Annotated in this window: 17 protein-coding genes; 10 read left to right on the top strand and 7 right to left on the bottom strand. The window is 66.8% G+C overall.

Features of this window, described 5'->3' with window-relative positions:
- Positions 1 to 2 precede the first annotated feature (2 nt).
- Positions 3 to 1,346, bottom strand: a complete 1,344-nt coding sequence (locus RHOSA_RS0109150; RefSeq protein WP_027288429.1) for an alanine/glycine:cation symporter family protein — start codon at positions 1,344 to 1,346, stop codon at positions 3 to 5.
- A 205-nt stretch (positions 1,347 to 1,551) separates the two neighbouring features.
- On the bottom strand, positions 1,552 to 2,148 hold the full coding sequence (locus tag RHOSA_RS24170; protein ID WP_051431987.1) for a YqhA family protein: 597 nt from the start codon (positions 2,146 to 2,148) through the stop codon (positions 1,552 to 1,554).
- Between the two features lie 127 nt (positions 2,149 to 2,275).
- Between RHOSA_RS24170 and ade the strand changes: the two genes are divergently transcribed.
- Positions 2,276 to 4,030, top strand: coding sequence for an adenine deaminase (ade, locus tag RHOSA_RS21535; protein WP_051431986.1), 1,755 nt, complete (start codon positions 2,276 to 2,278; stop codon positions 4,028 to 4,030).
- Between the two features lie 74 nt (positions 4,031 to 4,104).
- On the opposite strand, the gene RHOSA_RS21530 is transcribed toward ade, so the two are convergent.
- Positions 4,105 to 6,072 carry a lytic transglycosylase domain-containing protein gene (locus RHOSA_RS21530; protein WP_156092632.1) on the bottom strand — a complete coding sequence of 656 codons (1,968 nt, stop codon included), beginning with the start codon at positions 6,070 to 6,072 and terminating at the stop codon, positions 4,105 to 4,107.
- Positions 6,073 to 6,319: 247 nt separating this feature from the next.
- On the opposite strand from RHOSA_RS21530, the gene RHOSA_RS0109130 reads away from it, so the two are divergent.
- The gene (locus tag RHOSA_RS0109130) at positions 6,320 to 7,012 is read left to right on the top strand and encodes a metal-dependent hydrolase (protein ID WP_027288428.1); all 693 of its coding nucleotides are present in this window, start codon (positions 6,320 to 6,322) and stop codon (positions 7,010 to 7,012) included.
- Between the two features lie 82 nt (positions 7,013 to 7,094).
- On the opposite strand, the gene RHOSA_RS0109125 is transcribed toward RHOSA_RS0109130, so the two are convergent.
- Entirely contained in the window at positions 7,095 to 7,937 is an 843-nt protein-coding gene (locus RHOSA_RS0109125) for an SDR family NAD(P)-dependent oxidoreductase (protein WP_027288427.1), read from the bottom strand.
- Positions 7,938 to 8,214: 277 nt separating this feature from the next.
- Here RHOSA_RS0109125 and RHOSA_RS0109120 point away from each other — a divergent pair, with 277 nt between their 5' ends.
- The 3 genes from RHOSA_RS0109120 to RHOSA_RS0109110 all read left to right on the top strand — a co-directional run bounded on the left by RHOSA_RS0109120 (position 8,215) and on the right by RHOSA_RS0109110 (position 12,129).
- A complete protein-coding gene (locus RHOSA_RS0109120) occupies positions 8,215 to 9,759 on the top strand; it encodes a BCCT family transporter (protein ID WP_200372060.1) in 1,545 nt (514 codons plus the stop codon).
- Positions 9,750 to 11,597 (top strand): glycine betaine ABC transporter substrate-binding protein, encoded by a 1,848-nt coding sequence (locus tag RHOSA_RS0109115; RefSeq protein ID WP_081728604.1) that lies wholly within the window; start codon positions 9,750 to 9,752, stop codon positions 11,595 to 11,597. Before RHOSA_RS0109120 ends, RHOSA_RS0109115 begins: the two co-directional genes overlap by 10 nt.
- Positions 11,598 to 11,718: 121 nt before the next feature.
- Positions 11,719 to 12,129 (top strand): YbaN family protein, encoded by a 411-nt coding sequence (locus RHOSA_RS0109110; protein WP_081728603.1) that lies wholly within the window; start codon positions 11,719 to 11,721, stop codon positions 12,127 to 12,129.
- Here RHOSA_RS0109110 and RHOSA_RS0109105 read toward each other — a convergent pair.
- A complete protein-coding gene (locus tag RHOSA_RS0109105; RefSeq protein WP_027288423.1) occupies positions 12,126 to 12,746 on the bottom strand; it encodes a CDP-alcohol phosphatidyltransferase family protein in 621 nt (206 codons plus the stop codon). The two genes, RHOSA_RS0109110 and RHOSA_RS0109105, sit on opposite strands and share 4 nt — an antisense overlap.
- A 131-nt stretch (positions 12,747 to 12,877) precedes the next feature.
- Here RHOSA_RS0109105 and RHOSA_RS0109100 point away from each other — a divergent pair, with 131 nt between their 5' ends.
- Positions 12,878 to 13,429, top strand: a complete 552-nt coding sequence (locus RHOSA_RS0109100; protein ID WP_027288422.1) for a hypothetical protein — start codon at positions 12,878 to 12,880, stop codon at positions 13,427 to 13,429.
- A gap of 27 nt (positions 13,430 to 13,456) precedes the next feature.
- On the opposite strand, the gene RHOSA_RS24165 is transcribed toward RHOSA_RS0109100, so the two are convergent.
- A complete protein-coding gene (locus RHOSA_RS24165) occupies positions 13,457 to 14,998 on the bottom strand; it encodes a LysM peptidoglycan-binding domain-containing protein (RefSeq protein WP_051431984.1) in 1,542 nt (513 codons plus the stop codon).
- A 295-nt stretch (positions 14,999 to 15,293) separates the two neighbouring features.
- Here RHOSA_RS24165 and RHOSA_RS0109090 point away from each other — a divergent pair, with 295 nt between their 5' ends.
- The 3 genes from RHOSA_RS0109090 (at position 15,294) to RHOSA_RS0109080 (ending at position 17,740) form a co-directional block, all read left to right on the top strand.
- Positions 15,294 to 15,878, top strand: a complete 585-nt coding sequence (locus RHOSA_RS0109090) for an LOG family protein (protein WP_027288421.1) — start codon at positions 15,294 to 15,296, stop codon at positions 15,876 to 15,878.
- Between the two features lie 153 nt (positions 15,879 to 16,031).
- On the top strand, positions 16,032 to 17,252 hold the full coding sequence (locus RHOSA_RS0109085) for an NADP-dependent isocitrate dehydrogenase (protein WP_027288420.1): 1,221 nt from the start codon (positions 16,032 to 16,034) through the stop codon (positions 17,250 to 17,252).
- A 5-nt stretch (positions 17,253 to 17,257) separates the two neighbouring features.
- Positions 17,258 to 17,740: a peptidylprolyl isomerase gene (locus RHOSA_RS0109080; RefSeq protein WP_027288419.1), complete on the top strand. Its 483-nt coding sequence runs from the start codon at positions 17,258 to 17,260 to the stop codon at positions 17,738 to 17,740.
- A 71-nt stretch (positions 17,741 to 17,811) separates the two neighbouring features.
- On the opposite strand, the gene RHOSA_RS21520 is transcribed toward RHOSA_RS0109080, so the two are convergent.
- Complete coding sequence (locus tag RHOSA_RS21520) at positions 17,812 to 18,027, bottom strand: DUF1127 domain-containing protein (RefSeq protein ID WP_037255981.1); 216 nt, start codon at positions 18,025 to 18,027, stop codon at positions 17,812 to 17,814.
- Between the two features lie 135 nt (positions 18,028 to 18,162).
- Between RHOSA_RS21520 and gcvA the strand changes: the two genes are divergently transcribed.
- Entirely contained in the window at positions 18,163 to 19,116 is a 954-nt protein-coding gene (gcvA, locus tag RHOSA_RS0109070; protein WP_027288418.1) for a transcriptional regulator GcvA, read from the top strand.
- Positions 19,117 to 19,129 lie beyond the last annotated feature (13 nt).

The following is a 19,129-nucleotide window of genomic DNA, read 5'->3' as shown; positions in this document are numbered from 1 at the left end:
CGCTACTCGGTCTTCCGGAAGTACGCCCGGGAGACCGCGAACACTGTGCCCGAAAGAGCAACCAGCGCGATCAGGTTCGGAATTGCCATCAGCGCATTCATGATGTCAGCGACCGTCCAGATCACACCCAGGTCGCCAACCGCACCACCCACGAGCGCCAGCACCCAGAGCCCCCGGAAAGGCATCACAACCTTGGTGCCCAGCAGGTACTCAGCCGCGCGTTCGCCGTAGTAGCTCCATGCCAGGATGGTGGTGAAGGCGAACACCACCAGTCCGATCGAGACGATCCATTCGCCGCCCGGCAGGCCGGTGTTGAACGCCAGCGTCGACAGCTCCGCGCCCGTCTCGCCGCTGGTCCAGGCGCCGGTCGTGATGATCACCAGGGCGGTCATCGTGCAGACCACGATGGTGTCGATGAAGGTCCCCAGCATCGCGACCGAGCCCTGACGCACCGGGTCGCTGGTCTTCGCGGCGGCGTGGGCGATCGGCGCGCTGCCCAAGCCGGCTTCGTTGGAGAAAATGCCGCGGGCGACGCCGAAGCGGATCGCCGCCAGGATTCCCGCGCCAGTGAAGCCGCCGGCTGCCGCCGTACCCGAGAAGGCATCCTGGAAGATCATACCGAGCGCGCCCGGCACCTGCGGAGCATTGGCGGCGAGGATCACCAGCGCGCCGGCGACATAGAGCACCGCCATCAGGGGCACCATCGTCTCCGCGACACGCGCGATCCGCTTCACCCCGCCGATGATCACCAGGAAGGTGAGCACGGCAAGCACAATGCCGGTGGTAAGGTAGGATACGTCCAGTGTGCGCTCCAAGGCACGGGCGACCGAGTTCGACTGCACCGTATTGCCGATACCGAACGCGGCGATGGCGGCGAACAGGGCGAAGACCGCACCAAGCCAGCCCCATCCCGCGCCAAGACCGTTTTTGATGTAATACATCGGCCCACCGACGAAACGTCCGTCGGCGTCCACCTCGCGGTAACGTACGGCGAGCACCGCCTCGGCATACTTGGTCGCCATCCCGACCAGCGCGGTCAGCCACATCCAGAACACGGCCCCCGGACCGCCCATATAGATCGCCGTGGCCACACCGGCGATGTTGCCGGTCCCGATGGTCGCCGACAGCGCCGTGGTGAGCGCCTGGAACGCAGTGATTTCGCCTTCGTCCGTGGCCCCGGCACTGCGCCCCTTGAGCGCGGTGCGCAGACCGTAACCGAGCTTGCGCTGCGGCAACAAACGTAGACCGACAGTAAGATAGAGTCCGGTGCCTAGGAGTAGCACCAGCATAACCGGACCCCAGACGAAATCGCTGATCGTATCTAGCAGCTCGGAAAGCGCTTCCATCGCGAACCTCTCGAAGAGTGTGTGATTATGGCGGCTTGGTGCGCAGCACCGCCCCCACGGCGCGCGCAAAAGACAGGCCCGGCCCGCCTAGGCCGCCTCGCCAAAGAGGTCAATGCGGCGCAACAACGCGCTGGTTGAAAACATGTCAGGAATGCACCTGTTCACACAATCAAGCGGCTTTTTGCCCCCTTGGAGTCGCGGGCGCCTAATCCTCCGCCGACTTCTGATGCGGGCGTTCGGGCCGGACGCTCTTACGCGGCGGGGTGCTGTCATTGCCGTGCTTGGGATGCAGCTCGGCCAGCTTGAGCGCCCAGGCCAGCAACAGGATCGCCAGCGGCAACAATAGGAATTTGGCCGCATCCAGCCAGTTCAGGTCGGGATCGGAGGCGACGAAAGTCTCCAGCGCCACCCGCAGGAACAGCACGAACAGGACAACGATGATCACCTCGGCCAGCGTCTGCTTCAACTGGCCGATCCGCTCGACGTGCAGCCAACGCGGCAATCCCAGATCGCTCGGCGTGCTGTCGGGACGTACAAACAGGGTGTAGATGCCGTAGCCGAAGAACAGCAGAACGATCCCGATCAGAAAGCGGTCGAGCGCGCCGATCAACAGAACGATGGTCGCTTCCTCGCCCGGCAACTCCGTATCGACACCGCCCAGTTGGATGTGGAAGGCCTCCAACGTATTGACCAGCCCCAGGAAGGTCATCAATAGGGCTCCCGCGAACGAGCTGACCACCGCCACCAGGGTCAAGAGCCGCGTGCCAGAAAGCACCTGTCGTTCGAGCCGGTTCCAATCCATGGGCCGGGAGCATGCCGACGCGCCCGCACCCGTGCAAGGCACCGCGACCGGGACCGGTGGGTAGCCGCAAGCGGCGACGCAGGCTAGCCTTTCCCAAATACATTCAGATCGAGCCACGAGGACCCGAGTGAACGACCGCCAGGGCAACCAAACCGCCGACCTGCTGATCACGGGTGGGCGCGTGATCGATACGCGCGCCGGACAACTGGTCGAGGCCGATGTCAGCATCTGTGGCGACCGGATCGCGGACCTGCACGCACCGGGCGACGGGCCGGACGCGCGGGAAACGCTGGACGCCCGCGGCCAAGTTCTCTCGCCCGGCTTCATCAACACCCACCTGCACGTCGAAAGTTCGCTCGTCACCCCGCAGGAATACGAGCGCATGGTGCTGCCGCGCGGCACCACGACGATCGTCTGCGATCCGCACGAGATGGCCAACGTGCTGGGCCAGCGGGCGTTCGACTTCTTCCTCGACCACGCCCGAACGATGGTGCTCGACATGAAGATCGGGCTGTCGTCCTGCGTGCCGGCGACCGACCTCGGCACGTCGGGCGCGGTGCTGCGGGCACGCGATCTGGCCCCTTACATGGATATGCCGGAGGTGATCGGCCTTGCCGAGATGATGGATATCGGCGGCATGCTGGGCGACGACCCGGTGGTGCTTGAGAAGCTGGAGTTGTTCCGCGACCGCTACGTCGGCGGCCACCTGCCGCTGATCGCGGAAAGCGACAAGCTGGGTCATTTCCGCAAGCTGGGCCTGCTCGACGACCACGAGAGCGTCAGCCATGCCGAGGGGGCGGCCAAGCTCAAGCACGGCTTCAACCTGCTGATCCGGGAAGGCACGGCCGCGCAGAACCTGGAAGCGCTGGTCGGCCTGATCCGCCCCGAGAACGCCGGCCGCCTCGCTTTCTGCACCGACGACCGGCACCCCAACGAGGTCCGTGCCGAGGGCGAGCTCGACCACATCATCCGCCAAGCGATCGCGCTCTACGATCCGAGCCAGCATGGGCCGAACCGGGATGCGCACGTGCTGCGCATCTATCAGATGGCGACCCTGTGGGGGGCCGAGAACTTCGGCCTGCGCGACCGCGGCGCGGTCGAACCGGGAATGCTGGCCGATCTCGTATTGCTGGACGATCTCGAAGACTGCCGCGCCGCAACGGTGCTGAAGGACGGTCGGCCAGTCGATGCCGCCCGGCTTGCCGAGCGGCCGCGCATCGATCCGCAAGAGTACGGCGCTTACGGCACCGTCCGCTTCAAGGGACGGGACCAACTCGCGCCCGACGACTTCGCCAAGCCGGCCAGCGGACGCACGGTCCCGGTGATCCGGATCGTGCCGGGTCAGATCGTGACCGAGTATGAGACGGCCGATCTGTCCGTCGGTGCGGACGGCAACCTGCTGGCCGATCCACGGCAGGACATCGCAAAACTCGTGGTCGTCGAACGTCACGGCAAGACCGGCAACATCGCCGTCGGCTTCGTGCGCGGCTTCGGGCTCAAAGACGGGGCCATCGCCAGCACGCTGGCGCACGACGACCACAACGTGATCGCCGCCGGCAGCGACGATCAGCAACTGGCCCGGGCGGTCAACCGGGTGAAGGAACTCGGTGGTGGGTTCGTGCTGGTTCAGAGAGGCGAAGTCGTCGCCGAACAGCCTTTGCCGGTCGCCGGTCTGATGTCGGACCGCCCCTGGGAAGAGGTCGCCGACCGGCAGGATGCCCTGATCGCCGCGACCGCGCGGATGGGCCTGTCGGTCACCGACCCGACGATGACCCTCGCCTTCCTGGCGCTGCCGGTGATCCCGGACCTGAAGCTGTGCGACACCGGCCTGACCCGCTTCAACGCGGACAGCCACCCGGTGCCGCAAAGGATCGCAGGCTGAGCGCCCTCATCATCCACCAAACTTGGCGATAGCGTCAGCGCTCCGCGGAGCGCTCCCGCGTGAATCAGGTTGGGTCAACCGGTATCCGCGCGCGCGAGCCGGCCCGGCAGATGCGGTTCATCGCCCAGGTCCTGGCGATAGACGTTATAGCCTTCGATCACCCGCTGGACGTAGTTCCGGGTCTCGCCGAACGGGATCTGTTCGATCCAGTTGACGACATCGACGCTCTCGCGGCGCGGGTCGCCGAACCGGTCGATCCATTCCTCTATCCGCGCAGCGCCCGCGTTATACGCCGCGATCGCAAGCAGGCGGGAGCCATCGAAACGCGCGATCAGGTCATCGATGTGCAGGGCGCCCAGCGTGGCGTTATAGGCGGGATCATCCGTCAGCGCCGTGGTGCTGACCGGCAGACCAGCCGACCGCGCGGTCCGCTCGGCGGTCGCGGGCATCAACTGCAGCAACCCACGAGCCCCGACACGGCTGCGAGCCTGCGGATCGAAGCCGCTTTCCTGACGGCCGATCGCGTGCAACAGGGCGGTATGCTTGCGTTCCGTTAGCAGGGGATGGCGCGGGAACAGGATGTCCGCCAGCACCTGCCCATCGCCGCGTGCTTGGCGACCAAGCCATAAGGCCACCTGGGGTCGGTCGAGTGACCAGGCCAGATCGGCGACCGCACGCGCCTGCCCCGGTTGCTCGGCACGCGCGGCCAAGGTGTAGAGGAACGAGTCCGCCAGGCGGTCTTGGCCATGGCGGGCCAACAACCGGGCAGCCTCGGCCAGATCCGGATCATCCGGCGCATCGGCCTGCAGGGCACGGGCGTCCGACAGGGCGTGCGGCGGGACCACCGTGCTGCCCAGCCGACCCCGCGCGAGCTGGCCGTAATAGGTCGTCCAATGTTGCCCGGCCACGGCATACCATCCCCGCGCGGTGTCGGCGCGGCCCAGGGTTTCCGCCGCACGGCCGGCCCAGTAGGCGCCGCGGGCGCGGCTGATCGGGGTGGACACCCCGTCATGCAGCCGCACGAAGTGCTCGAACGCATCTTCCGGTCGGTCCATCCGGGTCAGCGCCAGCCAACCAGCCAGCCATTCCCCCTCGGCGAAGCCGATGCCTTCACTCAGGCCGTGGTTGGCGGCGATCTCGTAGGCCTTTGCCGTCCGGCCATCTTCCATCAGGTCGCGCGCCACCCAGTGGCGAATCCGCCACCAGCGCTCAGGCTTGGGTTCGTCCTCGAGCTGATCCAAAAGCTCGACCGTACCGTCCAGGTCCCCGGCACGCAGCCGCCACCAGGCCCGGTCGTACAGCAGCCCGGGCCGGCCGCGCAGCGATTCCGGCAAGGCGCGAATGGCCGCATCCACGCCGGCCGCGCGTTGGGCCAGCTTGCGCCGCGCGGTCACCAGCTTGGGATAGGCGCCGCCCAGGCGTTCCGCCGCCCGGTCAGCCACATCGAACGCGCGTGCATCCATCATGTTGGTCATGCGCGCCACTTCATCGGCGCGGGCGATCAGCTCGCCCAAGCGCTCTTGCAGCCGCTGTTCCTCATAGGCGCGCAACGGTTGGGTGCGCCACAGCGTCCGCAGATCGCCCGCCAACTGCTCGCTCGCTCCCAGCTCAGCGAGTTCGAGTAGCCGGTCGACCTTGGCCCGTGCGGTTCTGGGCGGATGCGCGTTGTACCAGGCAACCCGCTCATCCGGTTTCCACCACGCCGGCAGCGTGTTCTCCGCCTTGCGCACAAGCGTCCGGCGCCGTGGCCAATCCGGATTCTTCTGCAGGAACTCCTGCAGCGCGGCGAACGGCGGATGGCTGCCCGGCGCGGTCAACCAGCGCCAGCGCACCAGCTTATCCAGCAACGCGCCATCGGACGCCCGGTTGGCGAGCCGGCGGGCCGTCGCCAGGTCGTCGTCGCCCGCCGCATCCAAGGCCGCGCCGGCCAGATCGGGTGGCAACGGCACGTCCCGGAGCGCCTGTGCGGAAACAGACGGGACCAGAACGCCCATCAAGGCGAACACGAGGACATACGTACACGCGCGGGATCGGATCGACACGGCCCAAGGCCTCCAAGGTCTTAAGTGCCTGCTGCGCCCCCACATGCCACAGCAGGCCGGATACGCGCGCGGCGGCATCCGCCGACACACGTCTCTCACACAACCACCCCCGTTGTCTGTCAGGCAGGGTGCACTTACAAGCATGGGCGAAAGGTTAACCGGTCACGGGCGCATGCTAACTTCGTGCCTCCTGGCCGTTTCGACATACCCTAACCTCCTTGCGCAAGCCAGAAGGGAGATAGCCGCCATGAAACTGACTTGGCTCGGCCATTCGGCATTCCACGCGGAGATCGCCGGCAAGAGCGTGCTGATCGATCCGTTCCTGACTGGTAACCCGAGAGCGCCCGAAGGCTTCTTGGACAGCCTCGACCGGGTCGACTTCCTGGTCCTGACCCATGGCCACGAGGATCACCTCGGCGACAGCGACGCGGTGCTGGAGAAGTTCAACCCGACGCTCGTGACCATGTACGAGATCGCCATGTACTATGGCAGCAAGGGTCACGAGAAGGTGGAGCCGATGAACATCGGCGGCAGCGTGACCAACGACGGTCTGACCTTCACCATGGTCAACGCCCAGCATTCCAGCGCCTTCATGGAAGCGGGCAAGCCGGTCACGATGGGCGATCCCGCTGGCATGATCATCAAGGCGCCGGGCGAGAAGACCCTGTACCATGCCGGCGACACCGAAGTGTTCTCGGACATGGCGCTGATCCAGCGCATCCACGAGCCGAAGATCGGCCTGATCCCGATGGGCGACCGTTTCACCATGGGCCCGGATACGGCCGCGCTGGCGTGCAACGAGTTCCTGAACCTGGAGACGATCGTGCCGATCCACTGGGGCACGATGGAACTGCTGACCGGCGACCCGGAGGACTTCAAGAAGAAGGTCACCCGTGGCGAGGTGACGATCGCAACGCCGGGTCAGGCGATGGACCTGTAAGGTCGTCGCGGCCAGATGATTGCGAAACGGTCGGGTGTATCGCGCCCGGCCGTTGTCGCACCGCCGGAGTGCGACTTCGTGACTAGTTCGACGCCGCGGCCGCGACCCGATCGAGCCACCGGGTCGACAGCAGTCGCTTGAGCCCGCCGAGCGCGTAGGTCGGCGTGGTGACATAGTAGCGCGGCTTCGCCCGACGGGCTTCGAGCGCGTGAACGAGCTTACGCGCCACCGCTTCGGGCGGCAGCTCGAAGGGCTGGCTCTCGCCGTCCTCCGCGTTCAGGCGCGGAATCATCCGTTGCTCGTAAAGCGCTCTGTTCGGCGCATTTTCCCAATCGATCCAGCGTTCGAACTGCGGCTTGGCGTTCCGCCGGAAGCGGGTCGCGATCGGGCCCGGCTCGATGGTCGACACTTGAATCCCGGTGCCGGCCAGTTCGAGCCGTAGCGTGTCACTCAGCCCTTCCAGGGCAAACTTGGTGGCGTTGTAGGCGCCGCGGTACTTGAGCGCGATCAGCCCCAGCACGCTGGAGTTCTGCACGATCCGTCCATACCCCTGCGCGCGCATCACCGGGATTGCGCGCCGCGTCAGCTCGTGCCAGCCGAACAGGTTGGCCTCGAAGATCTGCCGCAGACCGTCGGTCGGCAGATCCTCCACGCAGCCCGGAATGGCGTAGGCGCCGTTGTTGAACAGAGCATCGAGCCGCCCGCCCGTAATCTCCAGGGCGGCCTCGAAGCCGCTCGTGATGCTGGACGCTTCCTCGTAATCCAGGCGCACGCTCGCCAGCCCTTCCCCGCGCAGCCGGTCGACGTCGGCCTGCTTGCGGCAGCTCGCGACCACCTGCCAGCCGCGCGCATGCAACAGGCGCGCGCTGGCGTGGCCGATGCCGGAGGAGCAGCCGGTGATCAGAACGGCGGGCTGAGAGGCCATGGAGTGAGAGACACCACGTCTGTGAGAAAGCTGCGGGCATCCTGGCTACCCGGTCCACATGCGGCAAGGCTATGCCCCGTCGATTCCCCGAGGGTCGGCCCAATCAGCCGGCGCTTCCTGGCTCAGCGGCGTCATGACCCGTCCGCCAAGCAGGGTCAGGAGGCGCTCATTCGCTTGTATGCCCGCTTACTTTCAGGCAGTTCAGGCGCGGATTGCATCGGCGCGTCCCTCGCAGGGCGCTCCGCTTGGGCGAGGCGGGCAGGAAATATCCAACAACATGCTTACAGGATTGCGAACCTGGCTGACGCGCATGCGCGCGCTGTTGATCTCGCTGCCGCTGTGCGCGGGGGTGGCGATCTGGGGCATCGCCGACCCCGCGGGGCTCGCGGCCTGGGCCGGCCAAGTGACGGGCGCGGCGTTCGACGCGCTGGACTGGCTCTACATGCTATGGGTGACCGGGTTGCTGGTGCTGGCCGCTTGGCTGGCGCTCGGCCGGCACGGGCGTGTCCGACTGGGGCGCAGTGACGAGTCCCCGGAGTTCTCGACACCGTCGTGGCTGTCCATGCTGTTCGCCGCCGGCATGGGCGTGGGCCTGCTGTTCTGGGGCGTCGCCGAACCGGTGCTGCACTTCGACGGCGCGCCCGGCTACACCCCTGGCAGCCGGGAGGCGGCGCGCCACGCGCTTGCGGTCACGCTGTTCCACTGGGGCTTCCACGCTTGGGCGATCTACGGCATGACCGCGCTCGCCCTCGCCTATTTCGCATTCAAGCGCGGCGGCAGTTTCATGCCGGGCGCCGGGTTGCGCGCGGAACTGCCCGGGCGCTGGGTGCCGGCCGCCGCCGAAGCCGCCAACATCACCGCGATCGTTGCGATCGCCCTGGGGGTGGCGGGCTCGATCGCAATGGGTGTGTTCCAGCTACAGCGCGGCCTGTTCGTGCTCGTCGAGACGGACCCCGAAGCGCTGTGGATCTCCGGCGCGCTGCTCCTGATGCTCGTGGTCTGTTACGCCCTGCCGCTGGTGATGCCGCTCGATAAAGGCGTGAAGTGGCTGTCCAACGCCAATATGGCGCTCGCCATCGCGCTGATGCTGTTCCTGCTGCTGGCGGGGCCCACCGCGTTCCTGATGCGCGGCTTCGTCACCACCGCCGGCGACTATCTGACCGAACTGGTCAGTCTGTCGTTCCAGCTGTTCACCTTCGAACGCCAGGAAGCCGCCGGCTGGTTCCAGGGCTGGACGCTCACCTACTTCTTCTGGTGGATTTCCTGGTCGCCCTTCGTCGGTGTGTTCATCGCCCGGATCAGCCGCGGGCGGACGATCCGCGAGTTCATCGCCGGGGTGATCCTGGTCCCGACCGTCTTCTCGGTCCTGTGGTTCGCCGTGTTCGGTGGGTTCGGTCTGTACGAGGAACTCTACGGCCTGGGCGGGGTTGTGGAGATGGTGCGTTACGATGTCTCGATCGCGCTGTTCACGCTGCTGGAGCGTGTGCCTTTTCCCGGCGTCCTGAACGCCACCGCGATGGTGCTGGCGTTCGTCTTCCTGGTGACCAGCGTGGTCTCGGCTGCCTTCGTCCTTGGCATGCTGTCCAGTCACGTCGCCAACCCGGACCGGCGCAGCAAGGTCGCCTGGGGGCTGGTGCTGGCTCTGCTGGGCGCGGCGATGATCCTCGCCGGCGACATACAGGCGGTGCGTAGCCTCTCCGTTCTTGGGGCGATCCCGTTCGCTGCGGTGATGGTGTTGCAGATGGTTGCCTTGCTGCGCGCCCTGAAGTTCGACGAGGCCCGCTACCTGGCCGAACGGGAGCGGGCACGGTCATGGCAATGAAGGCGAATGCGATGCTGCGCGTCCTGGTCGGGATATTGCTGGCTGCGACCCTGCTTGCCGGCTGCGCCCAACGGCCCAGCTTCCGCATCGGCTATCTTGAGGGGCAGCCGGACAGCGCGCTGATGGCCGAACTCGTCGCCCAAACCCTCAAGCATGCTGGCGCCCGGACGGTGCTGACCGCCTGCTCCACCCCGCTGGCCTGTGGCCGGCAGCTGCAGGCCGGCGACATCGACCTGCTGCCAGAGTATTCCGGCACCGCGCGAGCCTTCTTCGCTGGCGAGCCGGTAAGCGACGGCCGTCTCCCGGCGGTCCAACGCGCACTCGAAGACGCCGGGCTCGCCGCCACGCCGGCCTTTGGCTTCGATGCGCCCTATCGCCTGCTGATGCGCAGTGCCCAGGCCGAAACGCAGGCCGTCGCGACGATCGCGGACCTGAGTGAGCTGGAGCGCCCACGGTTCGCTGTCCCGCCTGGGTACATGCGTCAGCCGGGCGACGGCTTGTTCGCGCTCGCCAGGCGCTACGGCCTCGAAATCACGCCCGAGCAGGTCGCGGAGCTGCAAGCGCCGTCCGAGCGGGTCGCCAAGCTTTTATCCGACGAGGTCGACGTTGCGGTCACGCGCGCGCCTTTCGTGCGGCAGACGAGCATGACTGCCCTGAGCGATCCGCTGGATTTTTATCCCCGCTATCAAGCAGCCGTCGTACTGGGCCCGGCCGCGACCGCTCGGCAGGCGTTCATAGAAGAAGCCCTCAAGCCGTTGTTTGGCCGGGTCACCGACGAGACGGTGCAGCCACTGCTGCGCGAGCAGGTGTTGCAGGGCCGGGAGGCGGGCCCGCTCGCCAGCCGCTTGCTGGTCGACCTGGGCGTGCTGGACGCGACCGGCCCCAGCGTGCGCCGACCCGACATGACGGTCGCGGTCCGGGGCGGAGCGGAACTCGGCGACTTGGGAGGTGCGGCACTCTTGACTGTGCGCCGCGCGTTTCCCGAGCGTCCGGTGCAGATGGTCACGCGCAACGATCCGGCCGCCGCGCTTGCCGACGGTACCGCCGAACTTGCCATCGTGCACACCAGCGACTTCTTCCAGCTAAGCTGGCGCGGCGCCTATGGCGGGCGCGACCCGCGACTGGAAGCGATCACCGCCGTCGGCCGCCAGCCATTCTTGCTCCTGACGCGCGCCGGGCGCGAAGCTCCGGAGCGTAACCCCCTGACCCAGCGCGTCGGGACACAGCCCGGCTGGACCGCTGGCGGCAAGGTCGCGGCGCGCATCCTGGCGCTGGCCAGCAACCAACCAGCCCAACGGATGACCTCTGGCCAACTGATCTCGGCCCTGCGCGCGGGCGAGTTGGACGCCGCTCTGTTGCTGCTGGACGAAGGTGCGCGGGAGGCGCTCGGCACCCCGGCCAACAACGATATCCAGGCAGCAGACCTGAGCCAGTGGGTGATCGCCCCGCCTTTCTTTCTGAACGCCCAGCGGCTGCCGGCCTCTGCGGTCCCCGGAAGCGATGGCCCGATCGACACGCTATCGATGCAACTGGTGCTGGCCGGCCCCGCGCTCCAGGAAGCGACGACAGGCCCCGTCCATGGCGGCCCGGCCAGCACGGTCGGCATCCAGGGACGGCCGGTGCCGCTGCGGGAAGCGGAGACGCTTGCCGCGGCCAACGACACGACGGAAACCCTCGACCCCGTGCTGCCCAGCTTCCGCGACCGCGCCACACGGGCCGAGGCCGCCCGGCGCGACGATCGCTCCAACTGGCTGGAAACCGGGATGATACTCGCAGCCCTGGCCTATCTGGCCTGGGCCGGCTCGCTGCTCGCGCACCGACAAAGGCCGCCGGTCTAGGCTTTTGACCGCCAACCGTTCGTTTACCCCGACCATGTTATCCTTCCCCGCCCCCTGGTCATGGCGCACCGCGATTGCCATTTCTGATAGGGCGCTTTCTTCTGAACACGGTTCGATCCGCATGAGCGTGCGCGAGGACAAGGATCACCAACTGGCCGCGCCAGCGACGCGCTGGTTATGGCTCGCATTTGGCCACTGCGCGGTCGGGCTCGGCGTGGTGGGCGCGTTCGTGCCGCTGCTGCCAACCACCCCGCTGCTGTTGCTCGCCGCTTGGGCCTATGCCCGCTCTTCGCCCGCGCTGCGGCACTGGCTGCACACCCATCCGCGCTTTGGTCGCTACATCCAGGCCTGGCAGGTCGAAGGGGCGATCCCCACACGCGCCAAGATCCTGGCCGTAGCCGCGATGGCCGGCTCGTTCGCTCTCGCCTGGTCCGGCGGCGCAGGTGGGTATGTCCTGCTCGCTCTTGGCACGATCCTGAGCTGCGTCGGCTTGTATGTCACCACTCGCCCGACGCCGCGCAATACTCCCTAGCTTCCCGCCCGCTCGCCAAACGCCCGGACGGCCGCCAGGATGCGCGAGACCGTGGTGACCCAGCAGGCCGCCGCGAAGACGTACGCCAGCGGCACGAAGGCCTGCGGAAACACGCAAATCGCCGCGAGGAAGGCGAACGTCTCCGTCCCCTCGGTCAGGCCGCCCAGGTAATACAGCGACTTCCTGCCCCGGATTTCCGTCGTCTCGCCGCGCTTGGCCGCGATAATCGCGTAGGTCAGGAACGAACTGCCCGTGCCCATGAAGGAAAACAACAAGACGGCCGCCGCAAGCGCGTTCGCCGTTGGATCGAACAGCGCGAAACCGACCGGAAGGCCGGCGTAGATCAGGAAGTCGCAGACAATGTCCAGATAGCCGCCCAGATCGGTCAGGCGGTCATGCCGGGCAACCGCGCCGTCCAACCCGTCCGCCAGCCGATTCGCCAGCAGGGCGATCAAAGCTGCCAAGTGCCAGCCCATCGCCGCCAGCGGGACCGCCAGCAGGCCGACCGCGAACCCCACCAACGTCACCGCGTCCGCCCGTACGCCAATGGCGGCAAGCCGCGCACCGACGCGATCCAGCGCAGGATCGATCCGCCGACGCATGTAGGCGTCCAGCATACGCGTATCGCTCCTTCTGACAGTTCTATCGACTTTCGCCGGCGCGCAGGCAACCGGTAACCGGTTCTTAAGCCGTTTGCCGTCGAATGGCGTCCGGGACGGACTGTCCCAGATCATGAAGGGGCCCAGCGGTGGATCAAGTGGCGCGGGATCACGAGTACATCGACACATCGCCAGCATCCAGCAGCGCGACTTCGAACGCGAAGGCAGGCGGACAGACCGTCTTCAACACGTTCAATGTACCGCCGGAGGGTAAATACGAAGTCGGCCATCTGACGGTGTCACCCGCCGGCGAGGTCGCCGTCGCATACCCCAGCACCTGCCCGGTCGCTTTCGAATTCTCCTACCGCGGTGTGCCCTTTCAGGCGCAACTGCCAGGCGACCTCGATGCGCCGCTCACGATCAAAGCCGTGGTCGGCGTTCTGCCCTACTCCGCGGAGACGATCGCGGGCCGGAAAGCCACCCAGGACATCCTGAAGCTGGCCCAACCGGCCAGTGGCAGCTTCAGTCTGGAAACGGACGGACGAATCCGCATCACCTTTACAGCGCAGGTTCCCCGTCCCCGCACCCCAGTGACGGTGGTGGCGACCGTCGGCGTCCTGCTGGTCGAGTTGCGCCCCTACCTTGACTTGCTGGATGCTGTGGGTGCCCTGCGCCCGCGCCAGAAACCAGCGCGCAACTGAACCACCCCGGTTTCCGCCGACGGGGCTTCATTCCGTCGCTTCCGGCACGACGAACACCTGGCCAGGATAGATCAGGTCCGGGTTGCCGATCTGATCGCGGTTGGCCCGGTAGATCAACGTGTATTCCCAACCCTGACCATAGATCCGCCGCGCGATCGTCCAGAGGTTATCGCCCGGCTGGATCACCACCATGCTGTCGTCTTCTTCCAACTCGTCGACCATCGGCTGGTTGGCGAACGGCGTGGAGATGCTGGCCTGGACTCGACCCTCTGGCCCCAGTTGGTCGATGCGCAGGGTGTGCAAACCGGGCGAGACCTCGGCATCCGGCGTCATCGTCCAGTCGCCATCGGCAGAAGCCCGTGTACGCGCCAGTTCGGTGGCGTTCAGATAGGCGACGACCAATGCCCCCGCCGGAGCTTGGCCACGGATCGTGATGCCGCCATCAACCGTGTACTGCACGGCATCAAGCACCAGTTGGCGGTCTTCCAAACCGGTCTCGCCGGCAGGACGCTGCAACAGCTCTACCGCGCCCGGACCGGCGCGCGGAACCAGGACGGCGATCGGCGCATCGCCGCGCGTACCCGGGCCGTTGTCCGTATCTCCATGAGCATCAGGCGTGGCAGCCATGGAGCGCATCGCCTGAGCGGTTGAGGGGTCGCGGGTACGCTGCAAGCCGTCTTGCGACGGCTGCGTAGCGACGCGCGCACTGCCGTCGCCATCGCGTTGGCCGGACGCCTGCGTGGGAGACTCCCGACCCTGACCGGCCCGTTCGGACGCGTTGCCGCCGGGTCCACGCGGAATATCGATCACGACCACGCGCTCGGACTCACGGGTCTCGTTGCTCTCCGGCCCCTCAGCGCGCAGGGTCAACTGGAGCTGACCGGACGGGAGGGGACGATGCGGAATGGCGACGAACTCGCCACGCGTATTCGCCTCTGATCGTGCAACCGTCTGCCCGTCTCGCAGTACGGTAACCCGACTGCCCGGCGCCGCACGCCCGGCAATCACGGCCTCGCCGCTGCGCTCGACGCGCACGATATCGAAGCTCGGCACCTGAGGCGGCTCCGCCCGGGTGACCTGGGCGTCGGGCGCCCTGGCTTCCTCGTCGCGCACGGGCACGGTCACCTGCATGCCGGAATCGGCATCGCGCACGCGTGAGTGCTGACGCGTGGTCGGCGTCGGACCGGTTTCCGGGCCAGCGTCGTTATCCTCGGGCATGGCAGCACTGTGGCTGCCGCCCGTCCGGCTGGCTCGCGCGGAGGTGTCTTGCGGATCGGGGGTGGAGGCCGACGTCGCCCGGCCGGTCTCCTGTCCACCGTCGGTTATGGCAGTGGATGTCGGCGCAGTGGATGTCGGCGCATCGGGCTGACGCGCCGGCGATGGCCGCGTCTTGGGCGGTGTCTCGCTCGGCATCGCCGTGCCACGCTGCGAGATCGCCTCCGACTCCGTTTCGGATTGCGGAGTCTGCTCAGCGGACTGATCCTTGGGTGCCAAGGTGCCAGACGGCCCGGCATCCGGCAGTATGCCCGTGAATTCGGGCGTATCGAACCAGCCAGCGCGCTGCGCCACGAAAACTCCGATGGCTGCGGCCAGAATAAGTCCCCCGGCCCCGGCTACAAATCGTCCGGACATGCCGTCATACTTTCGATCCCCCAGTCGCGTGCCCCCACACGCCCGTCATTGTTAGCCTTTGCCAAGGAAATGCGCAACGTTCCCGAAATGTTTTAACCCGAACCACGACCTGAACGCGCACCCTGCCCTGCAGATACACGGTCGATGCGATTGACCGAATGGCCGCCCTGTTGGACAAGGCAGACAGGCAATTCCCGGCCTCCCATCGCCAGCCCACGAAAGCGCAACGTCCATGGCCAAACTCGACACCCTCTGCGTCTACTGCGGCTCCAGCCCGGGAGCCGCGCAGGCTTACACCACGATCGCCCAGGAACTGGGCCGGCGTTGCGCCGAACGTGGCGTGGGTGTGGTCTATGGCGGTGGCACGGTGGGCCTGATGGGTCAGGTCGCCGAAGCGGCGGTGGAAGCGGGCGGCGCGGTGACCGGGATCATCCCGCACCATCTGATGAGCCGGGAGGTCGGCGAGCAGGCTGACAGCGAACTCGTCGTGGTCGACAACATGCACCAGCGCAAGCAGGCGATGTTCGAGCGGTCAGACGCATTCTGCAGCCTGCCGGGGGGCATCGGCACGCTGGACGAAACGATCGAGATCCTGACCTGGAAACAGCTTGGCCTGCACGACAAGCCGGTTGTCCTGATCGATCACGACGGCTTCTGGCAACCGCTGTTCGACCTGTTCGCGCACCAGCAGGCGATGGGCTTCCTACGGCCCAATCATGTCGAGCTGTTCGAGGTCGTTCCCGACATCGACGGGCTGTTTGCCGCGATCGCCAACCATCCGGAGCCGACCCGACCCGACCGGCCAGACTGGACCTGAAGCGCCAACCCCGCGACCAGGTGCCGCGCCCGGTTCTTGCACCGCACAAGCGGCCTGCTTATTGTCCGGCGCACCAGACCGGCCGGGGCGCGAGAATACGCGCACGCAGCCTCGGCATCCGACGTTTCAGACCGCGCCCAAGGGGAGGCAGAAATGGCGAAGATCAAGGTCGCCAACCCGGTCGTCGAACTCGACGGCGACGAAATGACCCGGATTATCTGGGATTGGATCAAGCAACGCCTGATCCTCCCCTACCTCGATATCGACCTGAAGTACTACGACCTGTCGGTCACGCACCGCGACGAGACCGACGACCAGGTCACGGTCGACGCCGCCAAGGCGATCAAGGAGCATGGCGTCGGCGTCAAGTGCGCCACGATCACACCGGACGAGGCGCGCGTCGAGGAGTTCGGGCTGAAGAAGATGTGGCGCTCGCCCAACGGCACGATCCGTAACATCCTGGGCGGCACCGTGTTTCGCGAGCCGATCATCTGCCAGAACGTGCCGCGCCTGGTGCCGGGGTGGACGCAGCCGGTGGTGATCGGCCGTCACGCCCATGGCGACCAGTACCGCGCAACCGACTTCAAGGTGCCGGGCCCGGGCAAGGTCACGATGACCTACACGCCCGAGGACGGTGGCGAGCCCGTGACCTACGAGGTGCAGGACTTCAAGGGTCCCGGCATCGCCATGGGCATGTACAACCTGGACGAGTCGATCCGCGACTTCGCCCGCGCCTGCTTCCAGTTCGGCGTGCAGCGCGGTTGGCCGGTCTACCTCTCGACCAAGAACACGATCCTCAAGACCTACGACGGCCGCTTCAAGGACATCTTCCAGGAGGTGTTCGACAACGAGTTCAAGGCCGAGTTCGACCGTCTGGGCATCACCTACGAGCACCGGCTGATCGACGACATGGTCGCCGCCTCGCTGAAGTGGTCCGGTGGCTACATCTGGGCCTGCAAGAACTACGACGGCGATGTGCAGTCCGACACCGTGGCGCAGGGCTACGGCTCGCTCGGCCTGATGACCTCCGTCCTGATGACCGCCGACGGCAAGACGATCGAGGCGGAAGCCGCCCACGGCACGGTGACCCGGCACTACCGGATGCATCAGCAGGGCAAGGAGACCTCGACCAACCCGATCGCCTCGATCTTCGCCTGGAGCCGTGGGCTTAAGTTCCGTGGCGAGCTGGACGAGACGCCGGAGGTCGTCACCTTCGCCGAGACGCTGGAAAAGGTCTGCGTCGAGACGGTCGAGCAGGGCAAGATGACCAAGGATCTGGCCTTGCTGGTCGGCGAGAACCAGACCTGGCTCACCACCGCCGAATTCTTCGATGCGGTCGACGCCAACCTCAAGCAGGCCCTGGGCCACGCGTGAACGCCATGACCGACGATTCCGAGAACACCCTGTACTTCGACCTGCCGGCCGGGCGCGTGACCATCCGTCTGCGTCCGGACCTGGCGCCCAGCCACGTCACGCGGATCAAGGAACTGGTCCGTCAGGGCTTCTACGACGGCACGCCCTTCCACCGGGTGATGGAGGGCTTCATGGCCCAGGGCGGCGACCCCAAGGGCACCGGGACCGGCGGGTCCGGCCAAAAGCTCAAGGGCGAGTTCTCGAAGGAGCCGTTCAAGCGCGGCACCTGCGGCATGGCCCGTACGCAGGATCCGAACTCGGCCGACAGCCAGTTCTTCATCTGTCTGGCGGATTGCGATTTCCTGACCGGCTCCTACACCGTCTGGGGCGAAGTGCTGGACGGCATGGACGCCGTCGACGCGCTCAAGAAGGCCCCTGCCGGCCGTCAGTCCGGTGCGGTCGACGATCCAGACCATCTGCAGAAGGCCACGGTGGCGGCCGACGCGTAACGGCGCCGGCACCAGACAGCACGGCATGTCCAAGCCCCGATGACCACGTCATCGGGGCTTTTTTTCTTCGCTCACGCCCGCCAGAACGGCTTGGCGATCTCGCGCCGGATGGCATCGGGATCGGCCGAGATGTCATCCCACCGCTCCCACGGCATCGCCGCCAGCTGCCGACGTTCGGCCGCGCGCCGGCGCCAGCACCGCAACGTCATCCAGACGCCGCGCGGGCCCCATGGCGCATAAGCGATCCCAGACCGTCCGCGCTCGGCGTCCAGTTGGCCGCAAGTCATGACAACTCTCCTCATGTTGGCCCGGACCGCGTGTCCGCTGCTCTGAGGAGAAGATCGGCGCAATTGCATATGTCCACAAACGACGATATCTCCGGACCGCATGAATGAAACTCATGCGGTTCCGGAGGCCAGCTGATGGCACGCCGCCTACCCCCACTCAACGCCGCCAAGGCGTTCGAGGCCGCCGCACGGCACCTGTCGTTCACGCGCGCCGCCGACGAACTTGCGGTGACGCAAACCGCCGTCAGCCATCAGGTGCGCGCGCTGGAGGATTGGCTGGGCGTGGCCTTGTTCCATCGGGGCAATCGCCGGATCACGCTAACCGAGGCAGGACAGGCCTATCTCCCGGGGCTGCGTGATGGTCTGGACCGAATCGCGGCCAGCACTGCGGCGGTCGCCGACCGGACACGCCAAGGACCGGTCCATATCTCCGCGCTACAATCCCTGACCTCGCGCTGGCTGTTGCCGCGCCTGCCCGACTTTCACGCCCAACATCCCGCGCTCGACGTCCTGCTGTCGGCGGGTGACCGGCCGGTCGACCTGTATCGGGAGGATTTCCATCTGGCCCTGCGGTTCACGACGCGCGACCGGGTGGAAGCGCAAGGCCTGGTCGCAACCCACCTGATGGACGAAGCGATCTTCCCGGTCTGTGCGCCTGTTCTGACAGAAGCCGAGCCGCCGTTGCGCACGCCGGGCGATCTGCGGGGCCACGTGCTGCTACACGACAAGGTCGACGATACGCCAGAGGACCCCGGCTGGGCGGTCTGGTGCCGGGCCGCCGGAATCGCGCGCCCCGCCTCGCCGGCCCGACACTATTCCGATGCGGGACTGGTACTGCAGGCCGCGACGGCCGGACAGGGCGTGGCGCTCGCCCGTCTGTCGCTGGTCCGCGAAGACCTTGAAAGCGCCCGTTTGGTGCGTCCGTTCGGCCCCGTGACACGCACACGCTACAGCTACTACGCGGTCACCACCCCGGCGATGGCACCACAGCCACGGGTGCGCACGATGGTCGATTGGCTGGTCGAACAGGCCCGCGACCAAGCCGACGACCCGCTGCTCGCCGAGGCTGTACCACCGCCAGAGGGGTAGCGGACGGGATCAG

Source organism: Rhodovibrio salinarum DSM 9154 (genome assembly GCF_000515255.1).
Lineage (GTDB): Bacteria > Pseudomonadota > Alphaproteobacteria > Kiloniellales > Rhodovibrionaceae > Rhodovibrio > Rhodovibrio salinarum.
This window is presented reverse-complemented; position numbering and strand designations above follow the sequence as displayed.